Source organism: Pedobacter sp. GSP4 (assembly GCF_051857575.1).
Classification (GTDB): domain Bacteria; phylum Bacteroidota; class Bacteroidia; order Sphingobacteriales; family Sphingobacteriaceae; genus Pedobacter.
Genome location: NZ_JBPZIR010000002.1, coordinates 298,590 through 317,333 on the forward strand (window position 1 = coordinate 298,590; position 18,744 = coordinate 317,333).

An 18,744-nucleotide genomic window follows, 5' to 3' on the forward strand; every position below is an offset into this window, starting at 1 on the left:
AAGAATGAAGAACTATGCATTGGCCATTGTTATGGCACTAACGGCTTTAAGCTTTAATACAAAGGCCCAGGTAAAAACCTCGGCGCAAGAAGTAGCTACTCCAGAGCTGGCCCAGAAAAGAGAGGCCTTAAAAGAAGGTATTATTTTAAATTACCTGGGTGTTAAAAACAGTCTGGTTAAATCAGATTCGCTTGGCGCGGTTAAGTTTGCTACCGAATTTGTTTCGTTATTGAGCCAGTTTAAGTTTAAAAAGCTATCTCTAGAGCAGATGAACGAGGCCACAATAACCCGCGAAGAAATGAAAAAACTGGCTTTGGCTATTGCCGGTACAAAATCCATCAATAAGCAGCGCAGCGAAATGGATAAGCTATCGGTAAAAATGTGGTCGGTAATTGAAAGGTTCAAGCCTGAGAAAACCACACTTTACAAACAGGTATGCCCGATGACGGGCACCACATGGATCAGCGATGATAAGGCCATCCAAAATCCCTATTATCCTAAAAACATGCTTACCTGCGGAGAGGTAAAGGCAAGCATTTAATAGTCAAGCACATCATACATAAATAATAGTTAATGATTAAAGCGGTTTTCTGGATAGAAACCGCTTTTTTATGCTGGTATCCACAGGAATCTCCTTACCAAGGCAAGCATAAATCACAAAAATTGAATATTTTAGTTCATCTTACTTAGCTTTATGCCGAATGCCTCTAATTTATAGCGCGTTATAAAAACAAGATAATCTGATTGATGAAGCCATATTTTTACCTCATAGTTTTTATGCTTTTACAAAGCTGTAAGCAAAAGGATGTTTTTTTAAACTATAGGTTGAAAAACCTCAAGGCAACAATTAGCATTCCGGCCAGTTACCAACTGGTTAATAAGGAGAGGTTGGATAGGGTATTACCTGAAAAACAAGATGAAGGGTTTAAGAATGAGCTCTTGAACCAATCACTGACAAAACCTAAACTCATATTCCTTATTGATACACTTAAGCCCAATAGGTATATGATGATTCAAGATCAGGTACCATACACAAAGATAGATACCCTTACGCTATACCTGCTTATTGATGATGAAAGAAAGAAATCGAGCAGCACACCGGAGGTGAATAATTCTACCTTTTTCGTCGGTTCGAGAATGGATAGTATTAAAAACTTTAGGTTTATTGAATCTAAGCACAAAAGAAGATCGGGGAATCAAACCCGGATCGGTTACACATTCCTCATCTCTAGTGATAAGAACACCACTGGAATCAGCTTCTTTGGTAATGAAGAGCAAAATGCCAGGGCATACGTTAAAACGGTAAAAAAGTTAAGTAATTAGTAAATATGGGCTTTATCGATAAATCAGAGTTGCCAACTTTAATAGCCTTTTGCTAGGATTTGACAACTCTGATTTAAAACAGTTAATTATACAAACCCAGTTCTGCCAAAGAAGCAAACTGAAGGCCATCGTGTGCAGAATTCGCAATTACTTTCAAGTAACGCAGCGTTAGTGTACTTCCGAAGGCAAAATATTGTACGCCAGCGGCATTCTGTGCTACATAATTATTTACTGCGGTAAAATTCACATTATCCGTACTGGTTAAAACCTGGAAGTTTTTAACTGCGCGGCTTAAGCTACTTCTTTGCACCAAACTAAGTCCTTTGGCCGATTTATTGGCCCCTAAATCAATTACGATCTGATGTGGGTAGCTGGTGGCTGTGCTGGTCCACCGTGAGTGCCAATAAGTACTCTGGCTACCATCAATTAAGGTTGCAGCCCTACCGTTTACAGCTCCTTCACCACTGGTTTCTTCCGAGCTGAAAGAATTGATGCTCCAGCCTGATTTGCTCAGTTCGTTTAGCGGTGCCACATTATCCTGCAGGGTAGAAGGATCGGTAGTTGGTGCAGGCAAACCCAGTGCAGCCATATCAGCATAAATCTGTGTTGTAGCTGCAGAGCTTGATAAATTTAAACCCCATTTTTGGAAGAAATTACTCAGGTTTTTGCCCGATATGCTGCAGGCCTTTAGCATGAAATAGCGCATCCTAGCATCATCATTAGCTAATGTTGGGTTTTCTACCCGCATATCTTTTGCCAATGTTCTATAAAAATTATCGCCATAAGCTAAAGTTAATTGTTGGAACATACATAGCCTGATAAAAAGATCGCTCAGCGGGTTTGCATAACTAGTAGCACCATTGTAATCTTTAGTTCCTGCTGGTTTATCTAAATAGGTAAAGGCTTTTGCCCAAACACCATCGTTTACCAGCCTGTTTATTGATGGCGTAAGCGTACGTTGTACATATAAACTGTAAAGATTTACGGTTACCTCGCCTAAAGTACCCCAACGCCACATCATTTGGTGCTGGTGCCCAAGCTCGTGCCAAAGCCCCCAACCATTAGTACCAACACTGCTTAAAGTTAAAATTGCATTCACATCTGATGTGATATAGGCGGTGCGGTAATCGTAAGCGAAAAAATAATAGTTCGGATCTTCATGCTGCGTTAACAGATAAGTATGTACATTTTTTGCATGCACGGGCAATGAATTGTCCAAACCATTTAAATCATCTTCTAGAGCAATTATCTGCGTAATTTTATTGAGTATCGCTGCCTGGTCTTCATTTTGGTATTGTATAGCCTTTGCACGCGAAACCACAATCACACAGTTAGTACCCTCTATTACAACATCAGGGGTGGTATAGGTTTGCAATTGGTTAATCCAATCCGAGTTTGTGGTTAAACCAAGTTTGTAATATGGCGCAAAGTCATAACCGCTGTTAAAGGTTATTTTAGCGGTAGACCCTGTTGTAGCATTGGTATACCTTAACCACAATAAACCACCAACTGCATTAGTAATGGTATTGGTACCTGCAGTTAGTTGTACTACTGTTGGTTGGGTATTCCAGGTACCGTACCTTGAATAAGTGCCAATAAGCAGTTTTGGTAGCCGGGTACCTGCAGTTTGCTCTACCGTAATGTTTAAAGTAGCACCGGCAGCCATGTACAAACCTGTTGAGGTAAAGTCGGTTAAGTAATAACCATTTTTAAGCCGGTCTCTTTCAACCGATGCGTTTATTTTTTCAGTTACATTAAATACATTGGTCTGTGTAACTGATTCTACAGTTGCCTTGCTTTTTACTTGGCTACTTAGTTGTTCTTCTGGCAATACAGCAGCTTTTTTACACGCAGTAAGGCCCGCTATCGCCATAGCGATAAAGAGTAACGATTTTTTTTTCATTTTTTTTGGTTTAGGTATTTGATTATTAGGTAATACAATGCCTCATCGCATTATATTTGGTTATGCCTGTTGTTAAGCCTAAACATGGGATACAAACGGAGTATGTCTGTTTAAGTCTTAATCGAATATATTTATAATTACATGTTGATAAAAGAAAAAAGACTGCGCAAACGTTTGATTTATAGCGGGATGCCCATATGTAAAAACGAACAGCTCTGCCAATTCATAAGCGCATATTATTTATGCACCAAGTATGGCCTTTGGTCTCAGTCAATTTTCAATTTACCGAAATAATAAGTAGACTTTTTGTTTGTGATGTAAGACCAACCTTCTGATGCCATACGCGAATATTTCGACCAGATTCGATACCGCTGAAATATTTTTGCCTAAGCATAATTCAGATATATTTGTGCTATGTTCAATAGCGACATTTTTATGCCCATCATTATTATTGCTGGTATGGCCTATAGTATCATGGCAAAAAAGCTGACCGTGATAGCCGCCCTTATGGGCGCGGTACTGGCATTGATTATCTTTAGTGCAGCCGGTTTTACAGGCTTGATAATGATGACTACATTTTTTATCCTGGGTTCAGCAGCTACCTCTTGGCAGCGGCAAAAAAAGGAGGCTTTTGTTAGCAAAGTAGAAACCAAGAAAGGCCGTAATGCCATGCAGGTGCTGGCCAATGCCGGAGCTGCTGCGCTAGCAGGTTTGGTGCTGGTATTTTACCCCAATTTAGCCTTTTTGATGCTTCCGGCAATGGCAGCGGCTTTTGCCTCAGCTACTGCAGATACCCTTTCGTCAGAGCTGGGCATGGTATATGGGAAAAGATTTTTTAATGTGATTTCCTTTAAAACAGAGCTTTGCGGAATGGATGGGGTCGTAAGTTTGGAAGGCACACTAATCGGTATTATAGGGAGCGGTATCATAGCTGGTATCTACGCACTGGGATGGGGATGGAACATCAATTTTTTGTTTATTGTTGTAGCGGGAACAATAGGAAACCTAACTGATTCTGTATTGGGTGCTGTGTTGGAGCGGAAAGGAATAATCGGAAACGATGTAGTCAATTTTTTAAATACTGTGGTGGCAGCAGGAATAATGTTGGTGTTACTTCTTCTGTAAATATTTTTCTTTGCAAAAGTATGCCGTTGCTACTGCACAGGTAATGCAGACATTAAGTTGAAAGATTAAACCGTTCAGATCGGAGCGTTCTTTCTGTATCAAGGATAAAGCAGGTATTTCGACCGGATCGCCTTGAAGCGTTTTAAGCCAGGTTCCCAGCTTTTTCTGATATCTGCCTCCGGTACACCTGCAATGATCTGTTTTCTCAACTGATCGGTACCGATACGCAGATCGAATGGAGATATGCCGTTAGCTCTTTCCGGATTAAAGAAATTCGCTTTATCTGGATAGGCATTGTACAATTCAATCAACAGGGAAAGATCAATCTGGCGGCTTCTGCGAAGTTTGTTAATATCGTAATTGCGGAGATCTAGACCATAGCACACCGTATCTTTATGATTGGGCCTTTCGCTCATGCCGGGAATACTGACTGGCTTGTATGAAAATGGATATTTACCCTTCAGTGCCGGTGCTCCCAAGATTGTGAAGGGCATACGGGTTCCGCGGCCTTCGTTGATAGCTGTTCCCTCAAACATGCATAAGCTAGGAAAAAGCATCACCGCCTGTTGTGTATTTAAATTCGGTGAGGGATTTACGGGCAGTACATAAGGCATGTCATGGTTGTAATTGCCAACTTTGATGATTTTAAGCTTACAGGGCTTTTTAAGGTAGCCTTCACCATTTAGGTACTGTGCAAATTCACCAATAGTCATGCCGTGGGTCATAGGTGTATAATGTATTCCTATGGCCGATTTAAAACGATCCTCAGTCATTACCGGGCCATCTACTACATAGCCGTTAGGATTTGGCCTGTCAAGAATAAGCAATTCTATATTGTTTTCGCTGCAGGCCTGCATCACATGTTCAAGCGTATTGATGTTGGTATAGTAGCGGCATCCTACATCCTGGATATCAAAAACCATCAGGTCAATACCCATTAATTGCTCCTTTGTCGGTTTTTCATTTCTGCCATATAAGGAAACGATTGGAATACCCGTTTTGGGATCTTTCTCATCGGCTACCACAGCCCCGTTACTGGCATTGCCCCTAAAGCCATGCTCAGGACCAAAAACTTTTACAATTTTGATCCCAATGCTCAGTAAACTATCAACACTACTCGCCTTGCCGATGATAGAACTCTGATTAGCAACCATGCCGATCCGCTTTCCTTTAAGATAGGGCAGATATTTTGTTGTTTGGTCGGCACCAGTGATAATATCCGGCTCAACGGATGTTTTTTGATTGGGCGTTTCCATTACGCTACACTTAAGGCTACTGATCACCAAAAGTGTTAGCGGAAATAAAGCAGTAAATCTGATCATACGTTACTAGGGTTGGTTTTCTACAATTATTGGGTCAGGATATTTTAATAGCTGCTAATGGTTAAAGATAACTAATATTTCTTCAAAGATTTTTATCGTGTTGAAGCTATTCTTGAAGAACGGCAACGTCTCACGAATCATCAGGAATTGAGCACATTATTCGAATTTGCTCCTAATTACAAACCATCTCCCTCTGGATGGGTTATTTACAAAAGGAATGATAAAACAAACAAAATGTCGGAAAAAAACAAATCAATATTGATACAGGGAAATGCGGCCATTAGTGCCGGCAATAACGAAGGTTTCCTTGCGCTGTGTACCGAAGATACGGTGTGGGAATTTATAGGCGATCGAACCATAAGCGGTAAGCAAGCTGTTAGAAAATATTTGAATGAAACCTATATCGAACCGCCTAAATTTAACGTGAAGGACTTGATTGCCGAGGGCGAATTTGTGAGTGCAATAGGAGAGATTGAGCTGAAAGAAAAGGACGGAAGCTGGCTGAATTATGATTATTGTGATGTTTGGCGCTTTAAAGATGGTAAAATGGCCTCCTTACGGGCTTTTGTAATCTTAAAAAACTAGAAATAGTAGATGAGGGTGTGCTTTTTTACATCCTTTTTTCGTTCAAGGCAAACTTGGGTAAAAATAGCAAATCAAACAAAAAAGCCTCAGATTTCTCTGAGGCTTTCTGTGATCCCGCTGGGATTCGAACCCAGGACCACTACATTAAAAGTGTAATGCTCTACCAGCTGAGCTACGGAATCATTTCCCTTTGTTTAAGGAGGTGCAAATATAGATATTTATCTTTTTTTCGCAAACATTTTTTAAAAATATTATGCTATTATTTGATTTATTTCAGGCCTTAGAGGGTAACTAACTGATTTTAAATTTCATATCTGCTTAACATAAAAATAATATTCTTTGATTGAAGCTTCATTATTTTCAAATCAGGAGCATTTATTTAATCCATTAGCAATTATTTGCTGGCTTTGGGTATGAAATTTAAGAACGATTGAAACTGTGCCTTATGTTTGTTCTTATCTAGTTTAAAATAAAATGCACCTCGCCTCGAACTCGATTTATCTTTTTCGGTCTGTTTAATCAATAATCCACTGGCTGTAATTTTCCGTATAAAGTTCCGGTTATCAATAGGTGCATCATAAACCTGCTCGTATAAGGCCTGCAACTGCGGTATGGTAAAGCGTTTAGGCAAGAGCTCGAACAAAATTGGGTGCAGCGCTGCTTGATAACGGATTTTATCCATAGCTGCTTTAACCATCACATCATGGTCAAAAATCAATTCGGGCACTTCCTTTAACTTAAACCATTCGGCGTGGTATTGATCATTGATCTGTTTGCTGTATTTATTAATATCGATCAGGGCAAAATATACCACAGAAACGGTACGCTCAATAGGGTCGCGCTCAGGACTACCATAAGCATGCAGTTGTTCCAGATAAACATCGTGCAGACCGGTTAATTCTAACAAAATCCTTTTAGCAGCACCATCCAGGTCTTCATTTTCTCCAATAAAACCGCCCATTAAGCTCCATTTATCTTTTACAGGCTCAATAGCCCTCCTGATAACCAACAGTTTCAGCTGATCCCCATCGTATCCAAAAATAATGCAGTCTACCGCAACGAGTACTGGTTTTTGATTTAAATATTTTCCCATGTTAAAAAAGCGTATTTAATTTAGCATCATTATAATCTGTAATATAGCCAAGTATATTGGGGTAGCCCTCAAACTCTTCAACGGTATGTGTTGTAGTCAACACCACACATGGCATGCCTGCATTAAGTGCCGATTCTACCCCTTTTGGCGCATCTTCAAATACCAGGCAATCGGCCGGCGCAATACCAAGGGCAGCTGCCGATTTTAAAAAAGTTTCTGGATCGGGTTTGCTTAAGGCCACATCATCTGCACTGATTATCGCTTTAAGGTAATGCCGTATGGTTAAACCATCCACAACAAAATCAATATTAAAAGGTATCGCTGCAGAGCCGATGGCCATTGGTATGCCGGCCTGTTTCGCACGCTCTAAAAAGGCATCCAATCCATCAATTAGTGCTAAATGCGGCATATAGCCCTTTTGGTAACGTTTTTCTTTGGCCACCGAAAGCTGTTCTACCTCTTCAGGGCTAAATTTATGCTCACCAAAAACGCGTGCTAAAACTTCTTTGTTTTTGCCATACATTTCTTTCTTAACACTTTGGTAATCCAGTTTAGCGCCTAAATCTTCCGTCATAATGCTGTACCAGGCCAAAGTATGGTATTCCATATCGTTAATCATGGTTCCATTTAAATCGAACAGAAAAGCCTTTGGCTTAAAATTCAAATTGTGCATAATGCCGCTAAAATATGTGATTTTTTTTGATGTTGGCAATCATCTACCATAATAACAAAAATAATAAGTATAATCGTTATAGTAACGTTAATTATTTTTTCATACTTTAGCTTTAACCAAAGATAAATCGATATGGGGCCAACTGTTTTATATATCTTAAAAATAGGGCGCTTCATCAAAATTAAACAGATGAAAAAAACATTCCTTAAGGCTTTGCCCTTCACTACATTATGCTTAGCTATTGCTTTTAGCTCTTGTAACCCAAAAACAGATAAAGGCGCGCAAAGCACCGAACAAACCGACACTTTAAAATACAATACCACTATTGATGGTAAGGCCGTTAAACTTTATACCCTGAAAAACAAATCGGGCGCTACAGTAACGATTTCCAATTATGGCGGTAGGGTAGTTTCGCTCTTGGTGCCCGATAAAGACAACAAATTAACTGATGTGGTATTGGGTTACGATAGCATTGGTGCCTACCGTAAAAAAGGGGAGCCATTTTTCGGCGCATTAATTGGCAGGTACGGAAACCGGATTGGCAAAGGCAAATTTACTTTAGCTGGCAAAACATATGATTTACAGCTTAACGATGGCGTAAACACACTGCATGGCGGTACTGATGGTTTTTTCTCCAAAGTTTGGGATGCAAAACAGCTGGATGGTGAGAAACTGGAATTAACCTATGTTTCTAAAGATGGTGAAGCAGGCTATCCGGGCAAGCTGGATGTAAAGGTAACTTATACATTAACTGAGGATAATGCCCTGCAGATTGATTATTTAGCCACAACCGATAAAGCTACGATTGTAAACTTAACCAACCATGCGTATTTTAACCTGAATGGTGAAGGCAACAAAACCATATTGGATCATGAATTAACCATTGATGCCAATGCCTATACTCCAGTTGATTCTACCTTGATTCCAACCGGTAAATTAGAGCCTGTTGCAGGAACTGCCTTTGATTTTAACAAAGCCAAAACCATTGGCAAATCAATTGATGAGCAGGATGAGCAATTGAAATTTGGAAAAGGTTACGACCACAACTTTGCACTCACACATCATGACGGCAAAACACCTGTAGCCACAGTAAAAAGCCCTGTTACTGGAATTATTTTAGAAGTTTACACCGTTGAACCTGGCCTGCAGTTTTACAGCGGTAACTTTTTAACTGGCGTGGATAAAGATGGTAAAGGTTTAAAATCATATCCTCACCGCTCTGCATTTTGCTTAGAAACACAGCATTTCCCTGATGCACCAAACCATGCGAATTTTGCGTCGACAGTGCTTAAACCGGGCGAAACGTATAAAACCAGTACAACTTATAAATTTTCGAAATAGGGTTAACTGGTTAGTTGTTTAAAGCGGTTAATTCTAATTTTACGAAAGACCCCGCAGGTTTTAAAAAACTGCGGGGTCTTTTTTATTGGAACATCTAGGTTGGTACCTAACCGACTGGATCATAAGCCTGATTTCGGTATCAGACCATTCGATTTAAATTATACCTCCAATAATCTTTCAGGGAATTGCGAAATTTTTTCTATTGTAAGCTGTTGCATAATTTGGTACAGATGGGTTTTAAACATATTGATGGTATGATATCCGCCTTCATTGCCCAATGCCCCAACACCATACATAAACGGGCGGCCCATAAAGTTGAATTCAGAACCTACTGCATGTGCCCTGGCCAAATCTACACCCGAACGAATTCCTCCATCCAGCATAATCTTCAGCTTTGATTTATAGGCATCATTTCCGGCCAATTTAATTAAAGAGTTGATCGATGATTCCCCCGCATCAATCTGCCGGCCTCCATGATTGGAAACAATAACCCCATCCACACCAATCTGTATAGCTGCCTGCATATCTTCATCGGTTGCTATGCCTTTTAATACCAATGGCCCTTTCCAGATTTCGCGTATGGCAGAAACCTTTTCGATATCAACTTTCCCGGTAAACGTCCTGTTCATAAACTGCCCCAGCTGCGACATATCCATTCCTTTTTCCATATATGGTTTTAAGGTGACAAACGAAGGGATGCCATGCTGCAACGTTTTAATGCCCCACAATGGCCTTGCGAAGGCCTGTAGAATATTATTTATCGACATTTTAGGTGGTATGGAAAGACCACTTTTAATTTCTTTGTACCTTAATCCAAAAGCCGGAACATCTACCAATACAACTAAAACCGGGCATTCAACCGCTTTCAAACGCGATAAAATATCATCCCTCAGTTTATTTTCGGTAGGGTGATAAAGCTGAAACCAGGCTTTTCCTTCCGAAACTTCAGCAATGCGTTCGATACTGCTGGTAGATACCGTACTCAGCGTATAGGGAATATCGTGTTTGGCTGCTGCCTTGGCTAAAATTTCAGGCGCATTTGGCCACATTAAGCCTTGTAAACCAATAGGGGAAATGCCAAAAGGCGCACTGTATTTACGGCCGAAAAGCTCTACCGACATATCAATATCTCCACCTACGCGTAAATAGTTAGGCTTTAGGTATATGTTATCGAAATCTGTTTCGTTGCGGACCAGATTTAGCCCTTCGTTACAGCCACCTTCTAAATAATCGAATGCAAATTTTGGTATTCTGCTTTTTGCTTTACGTCTAAGGTCAGCTACCGAAGGATATTGAGAGTGGTAAGGAAAGGTAATTTTTTTGCTCATTATTTAATTAATTGTCTTGGCGCTAGGCGTTTTAAAAATCGAAAACTAACACAATATAATGTAATCTCCGTCCTGCACTATCGGCCATATTTGGTTTTTTTGAAGAATTTAAGCGCCAGGTAATCACCACGGCATACTCAAACAGCTTTTAGAGGCTATAAAAAGCCTTTGCATTATCTGTAAATATCAATTTTTGTTCAGCTTCCGAAAACCGCTCGGCATACTTATTAACCAGGTTAAACCAATCTGGATAAGGTCTACTGATCAGCATTACCGGCCAATCACTGCCATACATAACCCTTTCGGTACCAAAGTACTCAAATATGCTATCAAAGCAATTGAACAGCTCTATTTCTTTCCAGTTTTTCCAGTCTGCCTCGGCCAAAAGTCCAGATACTTTACAATGCACATTCGTATTTGAAGCCAAAAGTTTGATATTTTCAGTCCATAACTTTAAATCCTGGCTTTTAACATCGGGCTTGCCACAGTGGTCCAGTACAAACGGCTGATCGGGTATTTGATCAACCATTTGTATAATGGTCTCCAATTGATTGTGGTAGCACAACAAATCGTAGGTATAATTGTATTTTTTTAAAAGCTGTACACCTGCAATAAACTTTTTATTGAGTATAAATTCGGTATTTTCGGCTTGTAAGATATGGCGCCAGCCTTTAATGGTTTTAAAATTGCTCCAATAAGTTAATCGATCCTCCAGATTTGCATCCAAAAGATCAACCCAGCCAACAATCCCTTTTATCAGTTCATTTTGCTCAGCAAGGTTTAACAAAAAATGATTTTCTTCTTCCGATTGATTGGCCTGAACGGCAATACATCCTGTAATCTGAAGATCGCTGAATACCCTCGAAAGATTTTTTGGAGAAAAGTCTTTCCGGATGGCCATCATATCTTCATTTATCCAACTATCCCTAACCGGATCAAAATTCCAAAAATGTACATGTGTATCAATCATAAAAAAGCATTTAAAGTTTAAATATCTGGTCCATTAAGATCCATTTTTCGCCTGGTTTGGCACCTGGCAATGCCTGCTGGTATTTCCACATTAAGGTTTCCCATTCCTGCACTTTAGGGTTGGCCAAATCAGCTTTCGATTTTTCTTCAAAAGAAAAGCTTTCATTAACCTCCATGATCATAAACAACCGGTTACCAGTTAAATATATATCCAGGTTTTGGATACCAGATGCTATAATGCTTTCTTTAATTTCAGGCCAAACCGATTGATGATACTGCTTATACGCTTCTATAAGCTTTTCATCATTTACAAGATCGAGCGCCAAGCAGTACCTTTTCATCTTAATTTCCGCTATAGGCTTTAACTGTTTGCTTGCTGGTTCCTAAACCATCAATGCCCAATTCTACCACATCGCCAGCTTTTAGGTACCATGGCTCAGGTTTTTGACCTAAACCTACACCTGCAGGGGTACCTGTTGTAATTACATCACCCGGCAAAAGTGTCATAAACTGACTGATGTAGGAAATCATGAATGGAACATTAAAAATCAGGTTTGAAGTATTTCCATCCTGTAAGGTTTTTCCATTTACCGTTAGCCAAAGGCGAAGGTTGTGTACATCGGCAATTTCATCCTGAGTGGCAATAAATGGCCCGATTGGCGCGAAAGTATCGCAGCTTTTTCCCTTAACCCATTGTCCGTTTCTTTCCAATTGAAATTCGCGTTCGCTGTAATCGTTGTGCAAAACATAACCTGCAATATGATCTAAGGCGTTTTCTTCTGATACGTAACTCGCTTTTTTACCGATAACGATAGCCAGTTCCACTTCCCAATCTGTTTTTTTACTGTTTTTTGGAATCACCAAGTCATCATTCGGACCAACAATGGCCGAAGTAGCCTTGAAGAATAAAATTGGTTCTGCCGGAATAGGGGCGTTGGTTTCTGCAGCATGGTCTTTATAATTTAATCCTACACAGATAATTTTTGATGGGCGGGCCAAAGCTGCACCCAAGCGTACATTTTTATCAACCTGTGGTAAATCAGCAGATTCGATATCTTTTTTCAGTTTCTCTAAACCATCTCCACCAAAAAATTCTTCGTTATAATCTTTAACCAATGCCGAAACATCGAAATAGTTATCGTTAATAATTACTCCTGGTTTTTCAGCTCCCGCTTCGCCAAATCGTATTAATTTCATTTTAAAGGTTATTTATCGTATTAAATAATTGTATTAATTGTTCAAGGTAGTAAATCCGCCATCAATTGGATAATCGCAACCGGTTATAAACGAAGCTTCGTCACTGCACAGGTATAATGCCAAAGCGCCTACTTCTTCTGGCTTGGCCATGCGTCCTATTGGCTGGGTTTTAGATAATTTTTCGAACATCTCTGGAATATTATCCGGATAGTTTTTCTGTAAAAAGCCATCTACAAAAGGCGTATGCACCCTTGCTGGCGAAATTGAATTACACCTGATGTTTTCACCTATATAATCTTTGGCCACACTCATGGTTATCGCTTTAACAGCACCCTTAGCCGCACTATATACAAAACGATCTGGCAAACCGATTAAAGCCGCAATAGACGCCATATTGATAATTACACCACCCCCCGCTAGGCGCAACTGCGGAATTGCCGCATGTAAACAGTTGTAAACGCCTTTAACATTTACACGCATTACACGGTCAAAATCAGCCTCTTCGGTAGTGTCCGCCTTACCAATATGGGCAATACCTGCATTGTTGATCAGAATGTTGATTGGCCCGATCTGACTGAAAACCGCTGCAACAGCCTGATGATCGGATACATCGCAGCCGTAGCCAAATCCTACACCTCCGTTATCCTTAATTTCATCTATGGTTGCCTGAGCTTGTTCGGTACCCAGTTCGATAATGTGAACCTCAGCACCCTGTTTGGCTAAAATAGTTGCAATAGCTCTTCCAATTCCGCTTCCCCCGCCTGTAACTACAGCTTTTTTGTTTTTTAGTGAAAACATGTCTTATGGTTATAAAATTATAATTGATTAGAATATTGGATACAAATAAAATAAATAATGTTGATTAAAAATTTTATCTTCTTATCTAAATATTAACAGATATTGTCATAGGCCATTCTACTGCTGCAAGTGGCCTTACCTTGCATAAATTTTACAAAACCTTAAAGCTACATTACTTATATTTGAATATTATTTTTATATTTAAATAATATTTTAACCAAATATCGCACAAAAACCTATTTATCAAAGGTTTTGTTATTAGAGCCAAATTGAATGAAAAGATTTCTAATTTTTATTTCCTGCTTGTTTGTATCCGTAACATCTTCCATCGCTGCCAATCGCTTTCAAAAAACGATTGTAATTTCAACAGCTCATCATGCACGGGTTAGCTTTGGCGCTGAAAGAATTTCGGAGGCCTTGGCTAAACTCAACTATTCGGCCAAAATCGAGCAAAAAGACAAATTGGGCAGTACGCGCAATGCTATTGTAATCGGTATATTTTCAGATAAAATTTTTGTAAATAACCTTCCGGCCGACATTAAAAATAAGATCAGCACAAGTAAAAAAGAAGGATTTCATATTTATAGTAGTAAAAATGGATTGCTTTACGTGATCGGAAATGATGCATCGGGCGCATTATACGGGTGCATAGAATTGGCCGATAGGATTACCAGTTCAGGTAAAGTACCAGATCAATTGGCCTTTTCCGATCAACCAGAAATGGTATTGAGGGGCACCTGCATCGGTTTACAAAAACCCGATTACCTGCCCGGGCACGATGTTTACGAATATCCATACACTCCCGAAACCTTCCCTTGGCTATATGATAAGGCCTTGTGGATTAAATATCTGGATATGATGGTCGAAAACAGGTACAATTCGCTTTACCTGTGGAACGGACATCCATTTTCATCGTTGTTAAGGTTAAAAGACTATCCTTACGCCGTTGAAGTTGATGATGCTACTTTAAAAAAGAATGAAGAAATATTTCAGTTTTTAACCAAAGAGGCTGATAAACGTGGGATCTGGGTAATACAGATGTTTTATAACATTATTATACCGAAGCCTTTTGCGGATAAACATGGCCTAAAAACACAGGACAGGAACCGTCCGATTGTTCCGATAATTGCCGATTATACGAAGAAATCGATTGCTGCTTTTGTACAGAAATACCCAAATGTAGGTTTAATGGTTGCATTGGGCGAGGCGATGGAAGGCGTTGGACAGGATGATATCGATTGGTTTACCAAAACCATCATCCCTGGGGTTAAAGAAGGCTTAAAAGCAGCAGGGATTAAAGATGAACCGCCAATTGTACTGCGTGCACACGATACTGATGCCCCGAGTGTGATGAAGGCTGCCTTGCCACTTTACAAAAACCTGTATACCGAAAACAAATTTAACGGCGAAGCTTTAACTACCTACACACCCCGCGGTGCCTGGGCCGAGCTGAACCGGAAATTAGCGGCCATTGGTACCATAAACATATCCAACGTCCATATTTTGGCCAATTTGGAGCCCTTTAGATATGGTTCGGCAGATTTTATCCAGAAATCAGTTCAGGCGATGAACAAAATTTATGGAGCAAAAGGCCTGCACCTGTATCCGCAGGCCAGCTATTGGGACTGGCCTTATGCTGCCGATGCAGTGAAAGGCCGCTTATTGGAAGTAGACCGCGATTGGATCTGGTATAAAGAATGGGCCAGGTATTCGTGGAAATCGGAGCGTGACCGCGCTCAGGAAATCAATTATTGGGGCAAACAATTGGCCGATAAATACGGTGCTGATTTAGCCGGAGGCAAGGCCATTTTAAATGCCTATGAAGAATCGGGAGAAATATCGCCCAAACTTTTGCGCAGGTACGGCATTACGGATGGCAACAGGCAAACCCTAACCTTGGGCATGCTGATGACGCAATTGATTAACCCTTATCGTTATGGGCTCTTTACTTTAATGTACGAATCAGAAGCGCCAGAAGGAGAGATGATTATCGAATATGCAGAGAAGGAATGGAAGAAACAGGGGCATATTGGAGAAACGCCAGTGCAGGTGGCCCGCGAAGTAGTTGAGCATGGTAAAAAAGCAATCCTTGCTATCAACGTTGCTGCAGCAAACATCACCAAAGATACCGCTGAATTTAAGCGGCTTAAAACCGATATTTATTGCTATGATGCCATGGCCAATTTTTATGCAGAAAAGGTTAAGGCAGCACTTTGGATATTGAGATATAAGTACTCGAACCAGGTAAGCGATTTAGAGCAGGCGCTTCCATTTTTACAGAACAGTGTAAATCATTATGCAGCTTTGGTTAAATTAACTGATGATAATTACCTGTATGCCAATAGCATGCAAACCAAGCAACGTAAAATACCTATGCGTGGGGTCGATAAAACCTACATCCACTGGAAAGAGATGCTGCCAGTTTTTACCAAGGAACTCGATCATTTTAAAAGAAGTATAGATTCTTTAAAATCCATTAAACCGGGCGCTGTTGCTCCAATTGTTCCTTACAAAAGCGCAACTGTAAACCTATTGAACCAAAGCGAAAACTATATGGTAACCAAAGATGCTCAGCTTTTCGCAGATACAGCGGTTAGAATAAAAGAAGTAGCTGTTCAGTTAACAGGTTTGCAGGGCATTAAACTCAATAAAGCGAAACAGATTAAAACCGGTACCGAAATCCAGTTCAGCACAAAAACACCTGTTAAATTACTGGTAGGTTATTTCAATGAGAAAAATCCACAATACCTTGCCCCACCGCAGTTGGAAACAGATGCAAGCGCAAATAATTACGGGCAATCGGAAATTAAAATATCGAATGCATTGGTGCCTTATGGCTTGCCTCCGGTAAATGTTCACGCTTATGCCTTTGCGGCAGGCACACATACTTTAACCTTAGGTAAAGGCGCTTGCCTGGTTTTGGGTTTTATTGATGACAAACAGGAACTGCGCATATTTAACGCTGGTTTAGATGGCAGGGGAAAAGACATAGATTGGTTATTTGAATAATGGTAAATACAAGAAAAATATTAGCTACGGCAGCATTGTCGGTATGGGCAATTGCAGGCTTTGCACAGCAGAAATCGATGCTGGGAACAGAAAAACTGAAAAAGTACATCACGTATTTTAATTCGATTGACACAGAAGCAGTAAAAAATTATGTACCCAACGCCGAAGCTTTTAGCTGGCTGGCCGAACAGGCCCCATTATTTGAATGCCCTGATTCGGTGCTGGAACAAAATTATTATTACCGTTGGTGGACTTACCGCAAGCACCTGGTAAAAACACCCGAAGGTTTTATTTTTACCGAGTTTATTGAACCTGTTAAACATGCAGGCAAATACAATTCCATTAGCTGTGCGCTAGGCCACCATATTTACGAAGGCAGGTGGTTAAAAGACAATAGCTATTTAAAAGATTACATCAAATTTTGGCTTTACCATGCTGATGTGGGGCAAACGAAACAACGTTTTCATCAATTTAGCAGCTGGGTAGATGATGCCGTTTATCAGAATCATCTTGTAAAACCAGATCAAGGCTTTTTGAAGGATATTCTACCTGCCCTAGATAAAGATTATGGCAAATGGGAATCAGAAAGGCAGCTTAAAAACGGTTTGTTCTGGCAGCATGATGTAAAAGATGGGATGGAAGAATCCATAAGTGGATCGCGGAAGGATCAGAACCAACGCCCAACCATAAATAGCTACATGTACGGCAATGCCATGGCTTTGACCAAAATGGCTACGCTTTTAGGTGACGCAACCTTGGCTGCAAAATATAAAGACAAAGCAACAGTACTTAAAAAACTGGTTCAGGATAGCTTGTGGAATGCTTCTTCACTATTTTTCGAAACCCGAAAAGCCAAAGGAGGATTGGCGGCAGTAAGAGAAGCCATTGGTTTTACACCTTGGGATTTTAACCTGCCCGATGATCAAGCTAAATATGCCCAAGCCTGGGATCAATTGTTAGATACCGCTGGTTTTAAAGCGCCATGGGGCTTAACTACTGCCGAAAGAAGAAACCCTACTTTTAGAACCAGGGGAACAGGACATAGCTGCGAGTGGGATGGAGCGCTCTGGCCATTTGCAAGCTCACAGACACTTAAAGGCTTGGCTAATCTGTTAACCAATTATAAAAAGCATGGTAAAATGACCGCCGAAGTTTTTTATCGGGAGCTACATCAGTATGCTGTTTCCCATACTAAAAACGGCAAACCTTACATCGGCGAATATCAGGACGAGAAAAACGGCGAGTGGTTAAAAGGCGATAATCCGCGGAGCAGTTTTTATAACCATTCTACCTTTAATGATTTAATTATTAACGATTTGGTCGGCATAAAACCCCGTCAAGATGATGTGCTGGAAATTTCACCATTAATTCCCAATAATCAGTGGGATTGGTTTATGTTAGACAATGTATCTTATCACAATAAAACATTAACCATTTTATGGGATAAAACAGGTAAAAAATACAATAAGGGCAAAGGATTGTTGGTGTTTGCAGATGGGAAAGAGATTTATAAAGGCAAAGATTTAAAGCCTTTCAAAGTGAAGATGGGTTAGGCAAATGGGGCGTTTTAATCGCTATTCTCGTACATCCTCGTTACAAACGAGGACGATAGCACGTGATTAATGCAAAAGCCTCCATCTAATACAAAAAACCTAGGTCTGCGTCATCACAGACCGAAATTAACAGTTTATCCGTTTTGTTAAGCAAAGCTTCACTACGGATTAGAGAATAAGATTGAGTTTGAAACACAATACGAAAGGGAGTCAGAGACTCATTTCTATTCTGAAATCTGTACAGCCCTTCCGGAACTCTACGAACACATATTGAAGCAATCTTTTAGAAAGAAATTTAAATTATTAGTTTGTGAAGACACGAACCAAGGCAGATAAGAACGAATAAACATGATAAATAGATAGTGATAAAATTGTAATACTATTTGCACTTGTCCAGAAACGAGCGCAAGCATGATACATATTCGGTAGTCACCCTGAATTTATTTCAGGGTCTATTATGCATAACAGATGCAAACCCCTTGGTCTGTGTCCTCACAGATCGAAATTAACACTTATTAATTCGAG

16 protein-coding genes and 1 tRNA gene are annotated in these 18,744 nt (G+C 40.1%); 7 read left to right on the top strand and 10 right to left on the bottom strand.

All coding sequences use genetic code 11. The features are described from left to right. The first annotated feature begins 4 nt into the window (after positions 1-4). Both ACS5PU_RS04885 and ACS5PU_RS04890 read left to right on the top strand, forming a co-directional pair. Positions 5-541, top strand: coding sequence for a DUF3347 domain-containing protein (locus ACS5PU_RS04885; protein WP_439458153.1), 537 nt, complete (start codon positions 5-7; stop codon positions 539-541). Between the two features lie 284 nt (positions 542-825). Continuing rightward, positions 826-1,323, top strand: coding sequence for a hypothetical protein (locus ACS5PU_RS04890; protein WP_439458154.1), 498 nt, complete (start codon positions 826-828; stop codon positions 1,321-1,323). An 82-nt stretch (positions 1,324-1,405) separates the two neighbouring features. Here ACS5PU_RS04890 and ACS5PU_RS04895 read toward each other — a convergent pair whose 3' ends face one another. Further along, positions 1,406-3,226, bottom strand: coding sequence for a M60 family metallopeptidase (locus tag ACS5PU_RS04895; protein WP_439458155.1), 1,821 nt, complete (start codon positions 3,224-3,226; stop codon positions 1,406-1,408). A gap of 435 nt (positions 3,227-3,661) precedes the next feature. On the opposite strand from ACS5PU_RS04895, the gene ACS5PU_RS04900 reads away from it, so the two are divergent. Continuing rightward, positions 3,662-4,351: a DUF92 domain-containing protein gene (locus ACS5PU_RS04900; RefSeq protein WP_439458156.1), complete on the top strand. Its 690-nt coding sequence runs from the start codon at positions 3,662-3,664 to the stop codon at positions 4,349-4,351. Positions 4,352-4,449: 98 nt separating this feature from the next. On the opposite strand, the gene ACS5PU_RS04905 is transcribed toward ACS5PU_RS04900, so the two are convergent. Then, on the bottom strand, positions 4,450-5,673 hold the full coding sequence (locus ACS5PU_RS04905; protein WP_439458157.1) for an exo-beta-N-acetylmuramidase NamZ family protein: 1,224 nt from the start codon (positions 5,671-5,673) through the stop codon (positions 4,450-4,452). Between the two features lie 234 nt (positions 5,674-5,907). Between ACS5PU_RS04905 and ACS5PU_RS04910 the strand changes: the two genes are divergently transcribed. Next, positions 5,908-6,258 (top strand): nuclear transport factor 2 family protein, encoded by a 351-nt coding sequence (locus ACS5PU_RS04910; protein ID WP_439458158.1) that lies wholly within the window; start codon positions 5,908-5,910, stop codon positions 6,256-6,258. Between the two features lie 109 nt (positions 6,259-6,367). Here the strand turns inward: ACS5PU_RS04910 and ACS5PU_RS04915 are convergent. The 3 genes from ACS5PU_RS04915 to ACS5PU_RS04925 all read right to left on the bottom strand — a co-directional run bounded on the left by ACS5PU_RS04915 (position 6,368) and on the right by ACS5PU_RS04925 (position 8,024). Further along, a tRNA-Lys gene (locus ACS5PU_RS04915) sits at positions 6,368-6,440 on the bottom strand. A gap of 212 nt (positions 6,441-6,652) precedes the next feature. Then, positions 6,653-7,351: an NUDIX hydrolase gene (locus ACS5PU_RS04920; protein WP_439458159.1), complete on the bottom strand. Its 699-nt coding sequence runs from the start codon at positions 7,349-7,351 to the stop codon at positions 6,653-6,655. Position 7,352: 1 nt separating this feature from the next. After that, positions 7,353-8,024 (bottom strand): HAD family hydrolase, encoded by a 672-nt coding sequence (locus ACS5PU_RS04925; protein WP_439458160.1) that lies wholly within the window; start codon positions 8,022-8,024, stop codon positions 7,353-7,355. A 189-nt stretch (positions 8,025-8,213) separates the two neighbouring features. On the opposite strand from ACS5PU_RS04925, the gene ACS5PU_RS04930 reads away from it, so the two are divergent. Beyond that, complete coding sequence (locus ACS5PU_RS04930; RefSeq protein WP_439458161.1) at positions 8,214-9,365, top strand: aldose epimerase family protein; 1,152 nt, start codon at positions 8,214-8,216, stop codon at positions 9,363-9,365. A 158-nt stretch (positions 9,366-9,523) separates the two neighbouring features. On the opposite strand, the gene ACS5PU_RS04935 is transcribed toward ACS5PU_RS04930, so the two are convergent. The 5 genes from ACS5PU_RS04935 to ACS5PU_RS04955 form a co-directional block, all read right to left on the bottom strand. Further along, complete coding sequence (locus ACS5PU_RS04935; RefSeq protein ID WP_439458162.1) at positions 9,524-10,693, bottom strand: alpha-hydroxy acid oxidase; 1,170 nt, start codon at positions 10,691-10,693, stop codon at positions 9,524-9,526. Positions 10,694-10,841: 148 nt separating this feature from the next. Further along, positions 10,842-11,663, bottom strand: coding sequence for an amidohydrolase family protein (locus ACS5PU_RS04940; protein WP_439458163.1), 822 nt, complete (start codon positions 11,661-11,663; stop codon positions 10,842-10,844). Between the two features lie 10 nt (positions 11,664-11,673). Next, the gene (locus ACS5PU_RS04945; protein ID WP_439458164.1) at positions 11,674-12,003 is read right to left on the bottom strand and encodes an L-rhamnose mutarotase; all 330 of its coding nucleotides are present in this window, start codon (positions 12,001-12,003) and stop codon (positions 11,674-11,676) included. Position 12,004: 1 nt separating this feature from the next. After that, a complete protein-coding gene (locus ACS5PU_RS04950; protein WP_439458165.1) occupies positions 12,005-12,859 on the bottom strand; it encodes a fumarylacetoacetate hydrolase family protein in 855 nt (284 codons plus the stop codon). 33 nt (positions 12,860-12,892) lie between these two features. Beyond that, a complete protein-coding gene (locus tag ACS5PU_RS04955; protein ID WP_439458166.1) occupies positions 12,893-13,657 on the bottom strand; it encodes an SDR family NAD(P)-dependent oxidoreductase in 765 nt (254 codons plus the stop codon). A gap of 273 nt (positions 13,658-13,930) precedes the next feature. On the opposite strand from ACS5PU_RS04955, the gene ACS5PU_RS04960 reads away from it, so the two are divergent. Together ACS5PU_RS04960 and ACS5PU_RS04965 are read left to right on the top strand one after the other, a co-directional pair. Then, the gene (locus ACS5PU_RS04960; protein ID WP_439458167.1) at positions 13,931-16,666 is read left to right on the top strand and encodes an alpha-d-galacturonidase; all 2,736 of its coding nucleotides are present in this window, start codon (positions 13,931-13,933) and stop codon (positions 16,664-16,666) included. Beyond that, positions 16,666-18,219 carry an MGH1-like glycoside hydrolase domain-containing protein gene (locus tag ACS5PU_RS04965; RefSeq protein WP_439458168.1) on the top strand — a complete coding sequence of 518 codons (1,554 nt, stop codon included), beginning with the start codon at positions 16,666-16,668 and terminating at the stop codon, positions 18,217-18,219. Before ACS5PU_RS04960 ends, ACS5PU_RS04965 begins: the two co-directional genes overlap by 1 nt. Positions 18,220-18,744 lie beyond the last annotated feature (525 nt).

Excerpts from the sequence above, each read along its gene's own strand:
- ACS5PU_RS04885 (WP_439458153.1), top strand. The coding sequence starts at position 5 with ATGAAGAACTATGCATTGGCCATTGTTATGGCACTAACGGCTTTAAGC.
- ACS5PU_RS04895 (WP_439458155.1), bottom strand. The coding sequence starts at position 3,226 with ATGAAAAAAAAATCGTTACTCTTTATCGCTATGGCGATAGCGGGCCTT.
- ACS5PU_RS04900 (WP_439458156.1), top strand. The coding sequence starts at position 3,662 with ATGCCCATCATTATTATTGCTGGTATGGCCTATAGTATCATGGCAAAA.
- ACS5PU_RS04905 (WP_439458157.1), bottom strand. The coding sequence starts at position 5,673 with ATGATCAGATTTACTGCTTTATTTCCGCTAACACTTTTGGTGATCAGT.
- ACS5PU_RS04910 (WP_439458158.1), top strand. The coding sequence starts at position 5,908 with ATGTCGGAAAAAAACAAATCAATATTGATACAGGGAAATGCGGCCATT.
- ACS5PU_RS04920 (WP_439458159.1), bottom strand. The coding sequence starts at position 7,351 with ATGGGAAAATATTTAAATCAAAAACCAGTACTCGTTGCGGTAGACTGC.
- ACS5PU_RS04925 (WP_439458160.1), bottom strand. The coding sequence starts at position 8,024 with ATGCACAATTTGAATTTTAAGCCAAAGGCTTTTCTGTTCGATTTAAAT.
- ACS5PU_RS04930 (WP_439458161.1), top strand. The coding sequence starts at position 8,214 with ATGAAAAAAACATTCCTTAAGGCTTTGCCCTTCACTACATTATGCTTA.
- ACS5PU_RS04935 (WP_439458162.1), bottom strand. The coding sequence starts at position 10,693 with ATGAGCAAAAAAATTACCTTTCCTTACCACTCTCAATATCCTTCGGTA.
- ACS5PU_RS04940 (WP_439458163.1), bottom strand. The coding sequence starts at position 11,663 with ATGATTGATACACATGTACATTTTTGGAATTTTGATCCGGTTAGGGAT.
- ACS5PU_RS04945 (WP_439458164.1), bottom strand. The coding sequence starts at position 12,003 with ATGAAAAGGTACTGCTTGGCGCTCGATCTTGTAAATGATGAAAAGCTT.
- ACS5PU_RS04950 (WP_439458165.1), bottom strand. The coding sequence starts at position 12,859 with ATGAAATTAATACGATTTGGCGAAGCGGGAGCTGAAAAACCAGGAGTA.
- ACS5PU_RS04955 (WP_439458166.1), bottom strand. The coding sequence starts at position 13,657 with ATGTTTTCACTAAAAAACAAAAAAGCTGTAGTTACAGGCGGGGGAAGC.
- ACS5PU_RS04960 (WP_439458167.1), top strand. The coding sequence starts at position 13,931 with ATGAAAAGATTTCTAATTTTTATTTCCTGCTTGTTTGTATCCGTAACA.
- ACS5PU_RS04965 (WP_439458168.1), top strand. The coding sequence starts at position 16,666 with ATGGTAAATACAAGAAAAATATTAGCTACGGCAGCATTGTCGGTATGG.